Annotated in this window: 18 protein-coding genes; 8 read left to right on the forward strand and 10 right to left on the reverse strand. The window is 70.4% G+C overall.

The features are described 5' to 3' along the window. Positions 1–410 precede the first annotated feature (410 nt). On the forward strand, positions 411–1,013 hold the full coding sequence (locus AB0I76_RS11280; RefSeq protein WP_357033398.1) for a hypothetical protein: 603 nt from the start codon (positions 411–413) through the stop codon (positions 1,011–1,013). A gap of 19 nt (positions 1,014–1,032) precedes the next feature. After that, positions 1,033–1,962 carry an LLM class F420-dependent oxidoreductase gene (locus tag AB0I76_RS11285; protein ID WP_357033344.1) on the forward strand — a complete coding sequence of 310 codons (930 nt, stop codon included), beginning with the start codon at positions 1,033–1,035 and terminating at the stop codon, positions 1,960–1,962. Between the two features lie 7 nt (positions 1,963–1,969). Here the strand turns inward: AB0I76_RS11285 and AB0I76_RS11290 are convergent, their stop codons facing one another. Next, positions 1,970–2,392 carry a hypothetical protein gene (locus AB0I76_RS11290; RefSeq protein WP_357033348.1) on the reverse strand — a complete coding sequence of 141 codons (423 nt, stop codon included), beginning with the start codon at positions 2,390–2,392 and terminating at the stop codon, positions 1,970–1,972. Between the two features lie 102 nt (positions 2,393–2,494). Between AB0I76_RS11290 and AB0I76_RS11295 the strand changes: the two genes are divergently transcribed. Further along, positions 2,495–3,736: an FAD-binding protein gene (locus AB0I76_RS11295; RefSeq protein ID WP_357033352.1), complete on the forward strand. Its 1,242-nt coding sequence runs from the start codon at positions 2,495–2,497 to the stop codon at positions 3,734–3,736. 18 nt (positions 3,737–3,754) lie between these two features. Here AB0I76_RS11295 and AB0I76_RS11300 read toward each other — a convergent pair whose 3' ends face one another. Together AB0I76_RS11300 and AB0I76_RS11305 are read right to left on the reverse strand one after the other, a co-directional pair. Continuing rightward, a complete protein-coding gene (locus tag AB0I76_RS11300) occupies positions 3,755–4,903 on the reverse strand; it encodes a site-2 protease family protein (protein ID WP_357033355.1) in 1,149 nt (382 codons plus the stop codon). Positions 4,904–4,910: 7 nt separating this feature from the next. Further along, complete coding sequence (locus AB0I76_RS11305) at positions 4,911–5,228, reverse strand: hypothetical protein (RefSeq protein WP_357033358.1); 318 nt, start codon at positions 5,226–5,228, stop codon at positions 4,911–4,913. Positions 5,229–5,275: 47 nt separating this feature from the next. Between AB0I76_RS11305 and AB0I76_RS11310 the strand changes: the two genes are divergently transcribed. The 3 genes from AB0I76_RS11310 to AB0I76_RS11320 all read left to right on the forward strand — a co-directional run bounded on the left by AB0I76_RS11310 (position 5,276) and on the right by AB0I76_RS11320 (position 7,209). Then, the gene (locus AB0I76_RS11310) at positions 5,276–5,545 is read left to right on the forward strand and encodes a hypothetical protein (protein WP_357033361.1); all 270 of its coding nucleotides are present in this window, start codon (positions 5,276–5,278) and stop codon (positions 5,543–5,545) included. Between the two features lie 203 nt (positions 5,546–5,748). Beyond that, positions 5,749–6,147: a hypothetical protein gene (locus AB0I76_RS11315; protein WP_357033364.1), complete on the forward strand. Its 399-nt coding sequence runs from the start codon at positions 5,749–5,751 to the stop codon at positions 6,145–6,147. Positions 6,148–6,480: 333 nt separating this feature from the next. Next, complete coding sequence (locus tag AB0I76_RS11320; RefSeq protein ID WP_357033367.1) at positions 6,481–7,209, forward strand: hypothetical protein; 729 nt, start codon at positions 6,481–6,483, stop codon at positions 7,207–7,209. A gap of 81 nt (positions 7,210–7,290) precedes the next feature. Here AB0I76_RS11320 and AB0I76_RS11325 read toward each other — a convergent pair whose 3' ends face one another. The 5 genes from AB0I76_RS11325 to AB0I76_RS11345 all read right to left on the reverse strand — a co-directional run bounded on the left by AB0I76_RS11325 (position 7,291) and on the right by AB0I76_RS11345 (position 10,679). Continuing rightward, positions 7,291–7,557 (reverse strand): hypothetical protein, encoded by a 267-nt coding sequence (locus tag AB0I76_RS11325; protein ID WP_357033370.1) that lies wholly within the window; start codon positions 7,555–7,557, stop codon positions 7,291–7,293. A gap of 65 nt (positions 7,558–7,622) precedes the next feature. Further along, the gene (locus AB0I76_RS11330; protein WP_357033373.1) at positions 7,623–8,027 is read right to left on the reverse strand and encodes a hypothetical protein; all 405 of its coding nucleotides are present in this window, start codon (positions 8,025–8,027) and stop codon (positions 7,623–7,625) included. Between the two features lie 182 nt (positions 8,028–8,209). Further along, a complete protein-coding gene (locus AB0I76_RS11335; protein WP_357033376.1) occupies positions 8,210–9,514 on the reverse strand; it encodes a hypothetical protein in 1,305 nt (434 codons plus the stop codon). 141 nt (positions 9,515–9,655) lie between these two features. Next, positions 9,656–9,862, reverse strand: coding sequence for a DUF397 domain-containing protein (locus tag AB0I76_RS11340; RefSeq protein WP_357033379.1), 207 nt, complete (start codon positions 9,860–9,862; stop codon positions 9,656–9,658). Positions 9,863–9,875: 13 nt separating this feature from the next. After that, positions 9,876–10,679: a helix-turn-helix transcriptional regulator gene (locus AB0I76_RS11345; RefSeq protein ID WP_357033382.1), complete on the reverse strand. Its 804-nt coding sequence runs from the start codon at positions 10,677–10,679 to the stop codon at positions 9,876–9,878. 276 nt (positions 10,680–10,955) lie between these two features. Between AB0I76_RS11345 and AB0I76_RS11350 the strand changes: the two genes are divergently transcribed. Both AB0I76_RS11350 and AB0I76_RS11355 read left to right on the forward strand, forming a co-directional pair. After that, positions 10,956–11,270: a DivIVA domain-containing protein gene (locus AB0I76_RS11350; RefSeq protein ID WP_357033386.1), complete on the forward strand. Its 315-nt coding sequence runs from the start codon at positions 10,956–10,958 to the stop codon at positions 11,268–11,270. After that, on the forward strand, positions 11,267–11,521 hold the full coding sequence (locus AB0I76_RS11355; RefSeq protein ID WP_357033389.1) for a hypothetical protein: 255 nt from the start codon (positions 11,267–11,269) through the stop codon (positions 11,519–11,521). Before AB0I76_RS11350 ends, AB0I76_RS11355 begins: the two co-directional genes overlap by 4 nt. An 87-nt stretch (positions 11,522–11,608) precedes the next feature. Here AB0I76_RS11355 and AB0I76_RS11360 read toward each other — a convergent pair whose 3' ends face one another. Together AB0I76_RS11360 and AB0I76_RS11365 are read right to left on the reverse strand one after the other, a co-directional pair. Then, complete coding sequence (locus AB0I76_RS11360; protein WP_357033392.1) at positions 11,609–12,451, reverse strand: alpha/beta fold hydrolase; 843 nt, start codon at positions 12,449–12,451, stop codon at positions 11,609–11,611. 84 nt (positions 12,452–12,535) lie between these two features. Next, on the reverse strand, positions 12,536–13,260 hold a 725-nt coding region (locus tag AB0I76_RS11365), incomplete at its 5' end, for a L,D-transpeptidase (RefSeq protein WP_357033395.1).

The raw sequence follows: 13,260 nt of genomic DNA on the forward strand, positions 1-13,260 counted from the left end.
TATTCCACGACCGAGCCGTCCAGGTCGTCCACGCCGAAGTTCAGCGAGAGCTGGGCCACCGACAGGCCGTGAAGCTCGGCTCGCCCGACGGCCTCGGCGGCGGCGCGCACTTCCCGGCGCCCACCCTGGAGACCACCGTCCGGCCGCGCCGCCCCGAGCAGGCCGAGGCGCTGCACGCGGCACTGCTCGACCTGGCCGCCACGGACCCGCTGATCCGGACCCGCGTCACTGCCGGTGGCGCGACGAGCGTGCTGCTCTACGGCGAGGTGCAGCGCGAGGTGCTGGCCACGACGCTCGCCGACACGTACGGGGTGCAGGCGGTCTTCGCCCCCGGAGAGCTGCTGCACGTCGAGCGCCCGGTGGGGGTCGGGCAGGCGGTGGAGATCATCGGCAACGGGTTCCTGGCCACGGTGGGACTGCGCGTCGAGCCGGGGGAGGGGGTCACCTACCGCCTGGCGGTGGAACTGGGCTCGCTGCCGCTGTCGTTCCACACCGCGATCGAGGAGACCGTCTTCGCCGCCCTCGACCAGGGCGTCCACGGCTGGCCCGTCACCGACGTGGCGGTCACCCTCACCCACAGCGGCTACTGGTCGCCGCTGAGCGCCGCCGGGGACTTCCGGAACCTCACCCCGTACGTGCTGATGCAGGCCCTGGCGCAGGCCGGCACCCGGGTGTACGAGCCGTGCCGGCACGTCGACTGCGAGGTTCCGGCGGACACGCTCGGTGCGGTGACCGCGTACCTGGCGGGGCTGGGCGGCCGGATCGACGGCACGGAGCCGGGAGCGGACTCGTGGCACGTAACCGGGGAACTGCCGGCGCGGTGCGAGCCCGAGGTCCGGCGACGGCTGCCGGACCTGACCCGGGGTGAGGGGGTGTGGACGTCGGTGCCGCGCGGCGACCGGGCGGTCGGCGGGAGGCCACCGCGCCGCCCACGTACCGACGGCAACCCGTTCGACCGGGTGGAGTACACGCGTTTCCTGGCCCAGCGGCAGCTCGCGGCGGCCACCCGGTGAACGACCCTATGCTCGGGACATGGAACTTCGGATCTTCACCGAACCCCAGCAGGGCGCCACCTACGACGACCTGCTCGCCGTGGCACGCCGCGCCGAGGAGACCGGCTTCGGAGCGTTCTTCCGTTCCGACCACTACCTGAAGATGGGCTCGGTGAGCGGCGACCCCGGTCCGACCGACGCGTGGACCACCCTCGCCGGCCTGGCCCGGGACACCCGGGACATCCGGCTGGGCACCCTGATGACCGCCGCGACCTTCCGCCTGCCCGGCCCGCTCGCCATCACCGTGGCGCAGGTCGACCAGATGAGCGGCGGCCGCGTCGAGCTGGGCATCGGCACCGGCTGGTACGCCGAGGAGCACACCGCGTACGGGATCCCGTTCCCGGCGCTGGGCGAGCGGTTCGACCGGCTGGAGGAGCAGTTGGCCGTCATCACCGGCCTGTGGGAGACGCCGCCCGGGAAGACCTTCGACTTCGCGGGCCGGTACTACCCGGTCAGCGGCTCACCGGCCCTGCCCAAGCCGGTGCAGGACCCGCGCCCGCCGATCCTGCTCGGCGGCATGGGTCCCAAGCGCACGCCCCGCCTCGCGGCCCGGTACGCCGACGAGTTCAACCTGCCGTTCGCCTCGGTCGCCGACTCCGTCGCCCAGTTCGACCGGGTCCGCGCGGCCTGCGCCGAGATCGGTCGCGACCCGGCCGGCATGGTGTGGTCCAACGCGCTGGTGCTCTGCTGCGGGCGGGACGACGCGGAGGTGGCCCGGCGGGCCGCCGCCATCGGCCGGGACCCGGACGAGCTGCGCGCCAACGGCCTCGCCGGCACTCCTGCCGAGGTCGTCGACCGGATCGGCGCGTACGCGGAGACCGGCAGCAGCCGCCTCTACCTCCAGGTGCTCGACCTGGCCGACCTGGACCACCTGGACCTGGTCGCCACGGAGGTCCTGCCCCAGGTGTGACGGGTCGTCAGCGGCGGACTCCCGGGTCGCGGAGGATCGTGTCGAGTCGGCCGTCGCGGTCGCTGTCGACGTACGTGACGTCGGGGACCCCGTCGCCGTTCAGGTCGAACTGCACCACGTCGGCGACCCCGTCGCCGTCCAGGTCGGTGACCACCTCCACGGAGCCGTCCAGGTGGTGGGTGACGATCGACCGTCCCTCGGGACCCCGTGGCGGGGGACCGGGGTGCGGCACCGGCGTCGGCGCCGGGGGCGGCGCGGGCGTCGGCTGAGGGCCCGGCGTGGTGCCGGCCGCCCACTCGCCGAACGCCTCGGCGGTCCGGTGATCGGCCGGCGGGGCGCTCGCCGGTTCCACCCCCGTACCGGTCGGGTCGATCTCCTCCTCGGAGGGGAAGACGTCGCCCCGCGGGGCGGGATCGCGGTAGGTGCTCATCCGCACAGGGTTCCCCGCCTTCGATGGCGGTAACCGTCGGGGCGTACCGTCGGGCGCGCACGGCACCCGCCGGGGAGGCGGCACGACGGACGGGGGCATCTGATGGCACCGCGCCGCAACTGGGCGGGCAACGTCCACTACGCCGCCCGGCGGTTCCACGAGCCGGCGTCGCTGGACGAACTGCGCCGGCTGGTGGCCGACAGCGACCGGCTGCGCGTGGTGGGCACGGGGCACTCCTTCAACCGCCTCGGCGACACCACCGGGGACCTGGTGTCGCTCGCCGCGCTGCCGGGCGCGGTCGAGCTGGACCCGGACGCCGCGACCGTCACCGTGCCGGCCGCGACGCGGTACGGGGACCTCGCGACCCACCTGCACGAGCGGGGGTACGCGCTGGCCAACCTCGCCTCGCTGCCACACATCTCGGTCGCCGGTGCGGTCGCCACCGGCACCCACGGCTCGGGGGAACGCCTCGGCAGCCTCGCCGCCGCCGTCGCCGGGCTGGAACTGGTCACCGGCGAGGGGGACCTGGTCACGATCGACCGGGAGAGCGACCCGGACACGCTGTCCGGCGCGGTGGTCTCGCTCGGCGCGCTGGGTGTGGTCACCCGGGTCACCCTCGACGTGGTGCCCACCTTCGCGTTGCGCCAGTACGTCCGCCTCGGTCTGTCCCGGGCGGCGCTGGACGCCGCGCTCGGGTCCGCGTACAGCGTCAGTGTCTTCACCGACTGGCGGACGCCCGCGTTGCGGGAGGTGTGGCTCAAGCAGCGCGCGGAGGACCCGCCGCCGGAGGCGGACTGGCTCGGTACGACGGCGGCCGACCACCCGCGCCACCCGGTCGCCGGCCTCTCCGCGGAGCACTGCACCCCGCAGCTCGGTGCGGCCGGGCCGTGGCACGAGCGGCTCCCGCACTTCCGGCTCGGCTTCACCCCGAGCAGCGGTGAGGAGTTGCAGTCGGAGTACCTGGTGCCCCGGACGGCCGCGGCCGACGTGTTGGCCGCGCTGGACCCGGTGGCGCACCTGATCGCGCCGGTGCTCCAGGTCTGCGAGCTGCGTACGGTCGCCGCCGACCGACTCTGGCTGAGCCCGAGCCAGGGCCGCGACAGCCTCGCCGTGCACTTCACCTGGATCGCCGACGCGGCGCGGGTCCGCCCGGTGGTGGCGGCCGTGGAGGAGCGTCTGGCACCGTTCGCGCCCCGCCCGCACTGGGGCAAGGTCTTCGACGTCCCGCCGGCCGCCGTCGCCGCCACCTACCCGCGGTACGCGGACTTCCGCGCCCTGGCGGCGCGACTGGATCCGGCGGGCGTGTTTCGCACGGACCTGCTCGACCGGTACGTCCCGCGCTGACCGCCGGGCCGCGCCGCGTCAGGCGCCCGGACGTCCCGTGGCGAGCTGCCCGCGCAGGCTGCCGCGCTGGACGGCCCGGCTGATGTCGCTGGGTGAGACGATGCCGACCAGCCGACCCTCGGAGACCACCAGGGCCCGCCCGTCGGCGCACTCGGACAGCCGGGGGAGCAGGTCGTTGAGCTGCTCGTCGGGGGAGGCGAGCACCAACTCGTCGGAGCGGCAGGACACCTCGGCCAGCGTGGTGCCGGCGCGGCGGTCCGCCGCGACGCCGCGTACCCGGTCGAGGGTGACCAGTCCGACCGGCCGGCCCTCCTCGGTGAGCGGCAGCGCCGAGTGCCGGTACGCGAACAGGTAGTTGTCCACGAAGTCGGCGACCGTCATCTCGCCCGAGGCGGTCTGCGGTTGCGGGGTCATCACGTCGGCGACCCGGACATTGCGCAGCGCGTCGCCCATCCGGGCCTGCCGCTCCTCCATGCCGGCCGCACCGATGAGGAACCACCCGATGAGGGCCAGCCACAGCCCGCCGAAGCCGGCCCCGACGAAGAACTGCCAGAATCCCAGGCCGATCAGCACCACACCGAGGATCCGGCCGGCCCGGGCGGCCACCACCGACGCCTTCGTCCGGTCGCCGGTCGCCTTCCACACCGCCGCGCGCAGCAGCCGGCCGCCGTCCAGCGGCGCGGCGGGAAGCACGTTGAAGATCGCCAGCAGCACGTTGATCCCGGCCAGCCAGGCCAGGACCCCGAGCAGCAGCCCCTCGTACCCGGTCAACGCCAGCGCCACCGCGATGCCGCCGAAGAAGATCCCGATGAGCAGGCTGACCAGCGGTCCCACGCCCGCGATGCGCAGCTCCGCGCCCGGGTTGGGCGCCTCACCCTTCAGCTCGGCGACACCACCGAAGAGCCAGAGCGTGATGCCGCCGACCTCCAGGCCGTTGCGCTTCGCCACCACCGCGTGGGAGACCTCGTGGGCGAGCAGGCCGAGGAAGAAGACGACCGCGGCGGCGAGACCCGCCAGGACGTACGCGACGACGGGCCGGTCCGGGTACGACCGGGGGAACTGGTTGGCCGACAGGCCCCAGGCGATCAGCAGGAAGATGACCAGGACGCTCCAGTTGACCCCGACCGGTACGCCCGCAATCCGGCCAAGCCGGAAACTCGCCCTCATGTACCGGTCATACCCCTGGAAGGTGCTGCCATGCCAGGGCTGAACGTCCCTCGTGAGGCGATGTGATCCTTTCACCGTGGCGCGCGAACATGGCCTCCAGCTCGTGCCGCCCGCGTTCGACGACGTCGAGAAGGGGGCCCAGGTCGAGGTGATCGGGCACCGGCATGTCGGTGATGAGGTCGCGGAGCCCGAACGGCCGGCTCAGCCAGCGGTGCAGTGCCCTCCGGTCCACGGCGGCATCCGCACTGTCGGGTACGACCCAGGCGTCCTTCGCGTACGGCGTGTCGCCCGCGGCGAGCGCGGCGAGCAGACCCGAGTGGCGCACCAGACAGGGGTAGCAGCAGCCGCAGTGCAACCCGGAGCCGTCCCTGGGTGGCGACCGCAGCTGAGGGTCGAACCGGTCAGCGTCGAAGCGGACAACCCGGCGGACAGGGGCTCGCCACCGTCTACCTCGACCGGAAGACGCAGGAGGCGGTGCCCGCGCACCGGCTGCTGCCGCTGCTCGCCGGGCTGGCGGAGATCGAGCCGTGGCTGCACCAGTGGCACACGGACGAACAGCCGGCGGTCATGGGTTCGCCCACCGCCTTCTTCATCGCATCGACGGCGAGTTGGCGCAGCTCAGCACCGACCGGTCGGCACTGACACTGCTGCGCGGTGTACCGGAACTGCCGTGAGCTGGATCGCGGAGGGCTTAGCACACTGATGCGCCACTCAGGCGACCAACTGTTACAACGACTAAATCTTGATGCACCGTCGCGACGTTGCCTGCCCTTGTTTACCGCTAACGCATCGTGTGAAGGTCGCCACTCCCGATGGGGCGGGTTGGGTGTACGCCTCCCCGTAGATTGATCGACCTGATAGCCGAGATGTTGAGGAGGGCGTGCACGGTGCTCGCCAAACGACTGGTCGTGGCTACGGCTGTAGCACTCGTGACCACGTGCGTGGCACTCACGCAACCTGTTGCCGCCGCGCCGCCGGAGGGTGCGGTTGAGGTCGTGGAATGGATGTCTGCGGATGAGTACGCGGCAGCGACCGGACTCTCCGCGGCGGCCATCGATTCGTTGCCCTCAAAGGGGATCCCGGATCGGTTCCGCGTGCGGCTCGACGACGGTTCTGTCACCGAGCCCATCTCCGGATCGGACATGCCGAAGGTGGGTGACGGTCCCAGGTCGGCCCCGGGCTTCGACCCGGCGGTGGCAACGACGGTCAGTGGTGGAGCGTCGTCTGGAGCGGTCGTGATCTGAGCGGCACGTACGTTCCGCTGCGGCTCGGTGACAGCAGGCTTGGCTACCGGCACTACAGCGGACGGCACAATCTGACGTCCCTCGAGCCGTGGAAGGCCGCGTTGAAATCGCGCGGGCCAGACGCCAAGAGCAACTACACGGCGCTGCTGGTGGACAGGAACCTCGGCGTCCGGGAGGCCGTCATCTTCGGCGTCCAACTCTCGACACGAACCAACGACGGTCAGTATCGAACCCCCGATGGTGCGTACATCGGAGTGATCACCGGATACTGCAAGGGCAAAACCAAGTGCCCGAGCGCCGTGAATCGAGTAAAGGCAGGCTGAGGACGGGATCATGTCGACGGACCTGGAGGACTGGGACCACGCCCACGGGCTCCTGCTGAGTGCGATGCTGCCGCTGGTATTGGCGCCTCCAGGTCCGAACCCCGCCATCTCGCCGAGGTTACGGGGAGTCGTCCGAGCGGATGAACGGCGCTCTCGTGTCGTCATCTCGCACGACCCAGCGATGGTGTCCGGTGTGGCTGTGGAGGTGTCGCTGCCGGGGTTGTACCAGGACTGGACCCTGCACGATGTCGACGCGGTGCTGGCTCACGTGCGTGCCCTGCTGGCCGGTCGAGCCGGCGCTGCCTCACCGGAAGCCACTCTGCCGACGGACTGCCACGGCAACACGGTGGTCCCTCTACCGGAGGTCTCGATCGTCGGTGCACGTGCGGCCGTCGCACCCGGTCAGGAACTGCTGCGGCTGTTTCAGCTCATGCAGCGCGGGCCGATCCGCCCGTCGGTGGACGACGTGTACACCTTCACCGGGTTCATGCTCATTGGCGAAGACCGATGCCGGATCTATGTGCGCGTCCTTGACACGGGTGTCTCGTACGGCCTCGACATTCCGCTGATAGATGGCAATGGCAATACGATCCTCGGTCTGTCGGCAGCCTTCGGGCAGGAGCTCGCCATGAAACTCGGCGCTGACGCCGTGCTCTACGAGCCCGTGGTCGACCGGGCCGACGACTACTGCTCGCTCGTATACGGCCTCCACAGTTGGATCGAGCCACCGCAGGGCTGATCGAGGCAGTGAGAGTCGGCGCAGTTCAGCTTCGGCCGGTGGCTGACCGTGCCGCCCGGCGTACAGGAATTGCGGCAGCTGTCACGACTTCAGCGTGATCCGCTGGTCAGCGAGCAGGGCGTAGAGGTAGCTGGGCCCCCGCACAACGTTGTTCAGCGCTCCAGGGCCGGCCACCGGCCACAGGTCCAACGCTGCCTTTACCTGGCTGCGGTGGAGCCAATACTGGGTACGGTCGGTCAGGAGCCGATCTCCATCTACCTGATAATGGAACGGCAGTCCGCTGACAGTCCAGAAGGTCTGGCCGGCATGCTTCGTGATCGCTTCCCAGACTTCATCCACATCGCCCATCGACAAATCGTGCGGTCGGCGTTGGGGGCGCCGCAAGGGTTAGAAACCCAACCGAACGGGCCGTCCTACTGCTCGAAGACGGACCAGTCGTCCTCCCATCGGGCGACGTCCTGCGGCTCGATCTTGGTGTGTAGGCTCTCGCTGTTGCGGGGCCTGACGCCCACACGGTCCATGAACTGCTGGTGCCGTTCCCGCACGTCATGACGCAGGTCGTCGCCGGGTGCGATGAAGAAACGCGGACGTGCCTGAGAGACGTCGACCAGCACGTACGCCGCGATGGAACTGTCGGTGAACTTGTCCACGTCCGCGATCATCCAAGCCCCCTTTCCGGCGACCATCACGGCGGCTCGGCGGCCGTTGACGTCGATGAAGGTCTGGGAACCGACCAGTTCCGCCCGATGGCCGCGCAGTAAAGCCTCGCCGGCAGCCAGGTGGCGGCCGGCCTGATGGGTCTGCTGATGAGTCGGCATGAGTTCCTCCCCTTGATACTGCTACTGCGTCGAAACCGAGCCCGCCCACAGTTCGCGAACGGCCTTGGCTTCGGCTGACTGCGCTTCGTGAGGCTTGTCCCAGTCGATCTCGCTGCAAGCTGCACGGGTGGGAGGCCCCTGCCGTTCGATCTGGACTAGAGGGTGGATGCTTTCCCTTGGCATCAGTCCAGCATCGACAACGAGAGCATGCATCCGTCCGCCGACGTCACGACGCTTAGCTCTTCCCGGGGTCGGGTTCGCGACCGGCCTGGCCTGAATGCGTAGGAGTTTCTCCCCGGCCGGCCCTGCAGATAGAAGGCGCGACGTTGCTCAAAATCCGCCTCAGTGTCACCGGGCGCGGAGAGAAGGTCTTCGGCGACGCCTGTTCGCACGCTCAGGTAACGACCGCCGAGATTGATCAGGGAAGTCTCGCACCGGAATGAGGTCTCGTCGACGTCAACGACGTCCAGCGCGTTGACGGCTTGGCGGTCTGCTTCGAGCAGTGGCCCTTCTGGTTCCGGAGGCAAACCGGCGAAGGTGAAGAGACGCGCTCGGTCAAGATCCCAAGCTTCACGTACCACTTCCTCACGATTCACAGGGGTTGCGAGGGAATCCTCAGAAATCCAGCCCGAACGCACGCGATCGCCGAAGCGGGGTCTCACCCCTGCCTCCTCCATGGCAAGAGCGACAGCGATGTCTCCTCGAGTCTCGTCACTAGGCTCGCCGACTTCTAAGGCGAAGCCCTTGATCCGTCGCCCAGCCAAGCAGGCACCGATCACGATCCGACGCATGCGTGCGCCTGGGACGGCCTTTGGTACGAGAACCTGCTGCACGCCACGGGCCAGTTGCAGGACGCTTGTCGGCCGTCCCGAGCTGTTGCCCTTGGCCTCCAGCACCACAACATCGGTCAGGTTTCTGCCGCGCATGTTGTACCAGAAGTAGTCGGGCTTATGAGATCCCAAGCCACCCATTGCCGGACCGAGGACGGGATCGTAGCCCACAGCATCCGCGTCGACCACCCGGGCGGGTTCGGTGAGTATCAGTTGCTCCACCAAGTCCGTGGCGACCGCAATCCCGAAGTGTTCTGAGAAGAGCGAGCGCTGGTGGTGCCGTACCTGATGCGTCAGTGCCGAAAGTCGAAGATCAGGCCGAGCCTCTGCGAAAGCCCACAGGTAACGGATGATTGCCCAGCGGCTCGCGGTCCGCAGCGCGGTGAGCCCCGGCAGTCCGGCTGCGCCAGCCAGGTGCAAGCCCGGCAGGGCACTCGTCGTCTTGCCGAGACCGAGCAGCAGCTCCATGGGGCAGACGCTGCGAGTGATTGTCTGATCTTCGAGTTCTGGCAGGGGCCGGATGTCAACCTCGCGCCGCGTCTTCTGGAAGAACGCCTCGCTGACCATGTCGGCCAACTTCCAGCTTGACTCGACCTCGTAGGTGCCAGGCGTCGAGAGTGCCGGTGGATGACCGCTACCAGGAGATGAGAACACCATTCAGAAATGCTGTCACCCGAGCGGGTTGATGGCGCCCATCAGATCAGGTCGATGCATGAGACGTTCGTGCCATTCGGAGAGGTCCAGGCGGCAGTTACGACGCCGTTTGGGATCGCAGAATGCGACCAGGGATCCCGAACCTCAGCGGCCGAGCGTCCTCTGCTTGACGCTCCCGACGAAGTGTGACCACGCCTCCGGCCCGAAAGTGAGGATCGGGCCGCTCGGGTCCTTGCTGTCGCGCAGTCCTACGCTGCCGGCCAGGTTGTCCGCGACTTCGACGCAGTTGCCGGAGCCGTTGCTGCGGGTGCTCTTGCGCCAGGTCACCGTGGCCTGGTTGACCTCTTCCACCCGCGCCGTCCTCTCACAGCTCGCCGATCGCCCCCTGGATCAGGTCGCGCGACTCCCGAGCGCTGGCCGCCGTGGCGACCAGGTGCTCGAAGACCCGGCTGTACTCCCTGACCTGTTGGCCCTCGAGATAGAGGCTACCCGCGCGGGTTTCAACGTAGACGACCCCCGGATCGGCCGGCTCGGGAAAGGTCAGCACGCTGAAGGCGCTGCCCATCGACCCGTATTCGCCGGCGCCGAAGGTCAGGATCTGGATGGTGCGGCCGGGCCGGTCCGCCTCCTCAGCCAGTCGCCGCAACTGTGCCTGGAACGCCTCGTCCAGCACCACCCAGAGCTTCGGCGGAGTGTCGGTGTTCTGCCGGCGCATTCGCAGCTCCACCCTCCGATTGACTTCCTCAGTGGCGGCGTCCGGATGCTCGGCGCGGATGACCGCGCGGGCGTAGTCGGCCGTCTGGAGCAGGCCAGGGATCAGTTGCGGCTCGAAGGCGCGGATCTCGGCCGCCTCGGACTCCAGCCCGACGTAGACCTCGAACCAGTCCGGTAGGACGTCGTCGTACGCCTGCCACCAGCCGCGCTTGCGGGCGTCGCGAGCGACCTGGACGAGCGCGTCCACCTCTTCGCCCTCGACGCCGTACAGCTCGAGGAGGCCACGGGCGACCGGTGGCATGACGGAGACCTGGGCGTTCTCGATGCGGCTGATCGCCGACTTCGAGATGCCGACCTCCTTGGCGGCCTGGTCGGCGGTCATACCGGTCTGTTCGCGAAGGCGACGAAGTGCAGCAGCCAGGCGTCGACGTCGGACGGTCGGACTTCCAGTCATGCCGGTCAGTGTGGTGGAACCGGACGCGCTTCGCAACGACGTGCTCCCTAATCGGGAGTTGCGCAAAGGGCGCAGTCCGCTGCACGATGGGTGAGCAGCCGGATCGTCTGAGCTACCAGAACGGCCCTCGGTTCGCGCTGCTCGGTGTGCCCTGCCGTCGTACCGCCGATCGAGGCTGCGGTGGCAGGTGCCGGGGTGGGTCCGTCGGTGCGGGGCGGGCCTGCGGGCCCGCCCCTTCCACAGTTCGATCTCGACGGTTGAGAGGCAGGTTCTGCCATGCGCGTCTTCTTCCGGCGTCCCCGGCGTCGCCAGCGGTCGGTTCTCGGGCCGACCTGCTACCGCTCGGCGGCCTACCATCCGCTGCGACCGTGGCAGGTGCGCGAGCGGCGGTTCCGGGCGACGTCGCTCGGGCATCGCGGGCTCGACCCGGGCGAGGTGCGGGAGTTCCTCGACCGGGTGGCCGGCGACCTGGCCGTCGTCTACGACGCGCTCGCGCAGAGCCGGCGGGAGACCGAGCGGGTCAAGGACGCGCTGCGCCGCTGGCAGTCGGAGCAGGCGCGGGCCCGCAACGAGCGGGGGTACGGCCGGTGAGCGAGCGCTGGGTCATCCACCTGCCGGTGGTCGCCAACGATCTGCTCTCCGCCCAACGGCTGGCCCGGGTGGTGGCGCACTGGACGCACGTTCTACCGCAGACCGAGCCGGGCGGCACCACCGTCTCGGCCGAGGACGACCAGAACGTACGCCACTGGGCCTTTTGTGATCGCTTGATGCCCGGGGGTCTGCGCTGCCTGTTGCGGCCCGAGCACGACGGTGAGTGCTCCCTGCGGTACCGCAGGCGGTGAGCTGCTGCGGATCGGCCGGCCGGTGGCTGGGAGTGTCGACGGCGACACCTTGGGACCGGCGGGTTGTCTGACGGATTGCGTCATTCCTCAAGGGCGGGGCGTCTCGCGGGCGATGGTCACCTCGCGGGGCAGGGCCGCCGCTCGTACCGCCCAGTCGAGCGCGTAGTCGGCGACCTTCTCCCACCCCGGCTGTCCCACGGTGAAGTGCGACCGCCCGGCGAACTCGTGGTACGCGGTCAGCGCCCGCGATTTCTGGTACAGCGCCGCGGTGCCGCGCACCACTGACGCGGGCACCACGTGGTCGGCCCCGCCGGCCAGGAGCAGCAGCGGGGCCCGGTCGTGACGGCCGGTGTCGACCCGCGCCGGCGAGTGGGGGTCGAGGTTGGCGAAGGCGCCCTCGAAGAGCACCCGGCCGGAGCCGGGCACCGCGTACCGTTCCCAGGCCCGGTCCGACTCCCGCCGGTCGAGGGTGTTGCCGAACGCGTAGTGGAAGTCGTCGGCGGTGAACGGCACGGCCCGGTGCCGGTTCGCCGGGTTGCGCAGGATCGAGAAGCCCGACCGCAGGGTGCTCAATGGCAGCTTGAGAACGCCCTTGGGCGCGGCCGGGTGGACGCCGACGGCCGCCGCGCCGAGGCCCCGGTCGACCAGGATCTGGGCGATCAGCCCGCCGAACGAGTGGCCCATGATCATCGGCGGTCTCGGCAGGCCTCGGATCAGCCGGTCGTAGTGGTCGGCGATCTCCCCGATGCTCTGCTGGGCGATCGGCGTGGGGTCCGCCCGGAGCTGTTCGACCTCGCCCTCCATGCCGGGCCAGGGGGAGGCCACCACGCGCAGGCCCCGGGCGGCGTACCGGTCGGCCCACCGCTCCCAGCTGCGTGACGTCATCCACAGCCCGTGGATCAGGACCACGGTGTCGGGCGCCAGGGCCATGGGCGTCCCCTTCCGCTCGGCGTGCGGCGGCACCGCCGGTGCGACGGGCTCGGGGCGGTTACCCGTTCCGGGTGCCGGGAATCGTCAGGCGGTCGGCGGCGGGGCGGGCAGTTCGTCCACCACGACGACGCTGGTGCCGGGACGTACCTCGGCGAGCAGTTCCCGCTGGCCGCTCCGGGTCAGCCGGATGCAGCCGTTGGTGGTGTTCTCGCCCAGCTCGCCGTCGTGGTACCAGCTGTGCAGGCCGATGTGCGCGCCGCGCAGGCCGGCGGGGACCGCGTCCGGGTCGTCCGGCACGGCGCCGAGGGCGAAGATGTCGACGCCGCCGTACACCTCCTCCGGCGGCGGGGTCCGGCCGAGGACGAACGTGCGGCCCAGTGGGGTCTCCTGGCCCTGCTGTCCGAGGCTGACCTCCCAGGAGCGGACGGCCCGGCCGGCGCGGTACCAGGTCAGCCGGTGCGGCTTGCGCTCGACGACGATCTGGTCGCGCAGCGCGACGGTCGTGAAGCCGCCGGGGGGCAGCCACGCGAGGGTGCGGTTCGCCGAGGGGAGCAGCACCGCCGTCCAGCCCGCCCGGCGCCGGGCGATCGGCATGGTCACCTCGACGCCGCTGATGGTGGGGTCGAGGAACGCCAACGGCCGGCCGCCGGGCGCGGTGTAGGCGGCGATCCGGCGCGTCGGGTGCACCCCCTCGGTGAGCGGGGTGGTGTCCATGGTGTCCGGGTCGGCCGGGAAGCCGGCGGGTGCCGGGCCGTAGTCGACCACCGGCAGGCCGGCGGGCGCGGGCGCGGCGGGCGGCACGCTCGCCG

The sequence above is a fragment of the Micromonospora sp. NPDC049799 genome (genome assembly GCF_040656655.1).
Taxonomy (GTDB): Bacteria; Actinomycetota; Actinomycetes; order Mycobacteriales; family Micromonosporaceae; genus Micromonospora.

What these genes read in the sequence shown, in the direction of transcription:
- AB0I76_RS11285 (WP_357033344.1), top strand. Translation starts at nt 1,033, where the DNA reads ATGGAACTTCGGATCTTCACCGAACCCCAGCAGGGCGCCACCTACGAC.
- AB0I76_RS11290 (WP_357033348.1), bottom strand. Translation starts at nt 2,392, where the DNA reads ATGAGCACCTACCGCGATCCCGCCCCGCGGGGCGACGTCTTCCCCTCC.
- AB0I76_RS11295 (WP_357033352.1), top strand. Translation starts at nt 2,495, where the DNA reads ATGGCACCGCGCCGCAACTGGGCGGGCAACGTCCACTACGCCGCCCGG.
- AB0I76_RS11300 (WP_357033355.1), bottom strand. Translation starts at nt 4,903, where the DNA reads ATGAGGGCGAGTTTCCGGCTTGGCCGGATTGCGGGCGTACCGGTCGGG.
- AB0I76_RS11320 (WP_357033367.1), top strand. Translation starts at nt 6,481, where the DNA reads ATGTCGACGGACCTGGAGGACTGGGACCACGCCCACGGGCTCCTGCTG.
- AB0I76_RS11325 (WP_357033370.1), bottom strand. Translation starts at nt 7,557, where the DNA reads ATGGGCGATGTGGATGAAGTCTGGGAAGCGATCACGAAGCATGCCGGC.
- AB0I76_RS11330 (WP_357033373.1), bottom strand. Translation starts at nt 8,027, where the DNA reads ATGCCGACTCATCAGCAGACCCATCAGGCCGGCCGCCACCTGGCTGCC.
- AB0I76_RS11335 (WP_357033376.1), bottom strand. Translation starts at nt 9,514, where the DNA reads ATGGTGTTCTCATCTCCTGGTAGCGGTCATCCACCGGCACTCTCGACG.
- AB0I76_RS11345 (WP_357033382.1), bottom strand. Translation starts at nt 10,679, where the DNA reads ATGACTGGAAGTCCGACCGTCCGACGTCGACGCCTGGCTGCTGCACTT.
- AB0I76_RS11350 (WP_357033386.1), top strand. Translation starts at nt 10,956, where the DNA reads ATGCGCGTCTTCTTCCGGCGTCCCCGGCGTCGCCAGCGGTCGGTTCTC.
- AB0I76_RS11360 (WP_357033392.1), bottom strand. Translation starts at nt 12,451, where the DNA reads ATGGCCCTGGCGCCCGACACCGTGGTCCTGATCCACGGGCTGTGGATG.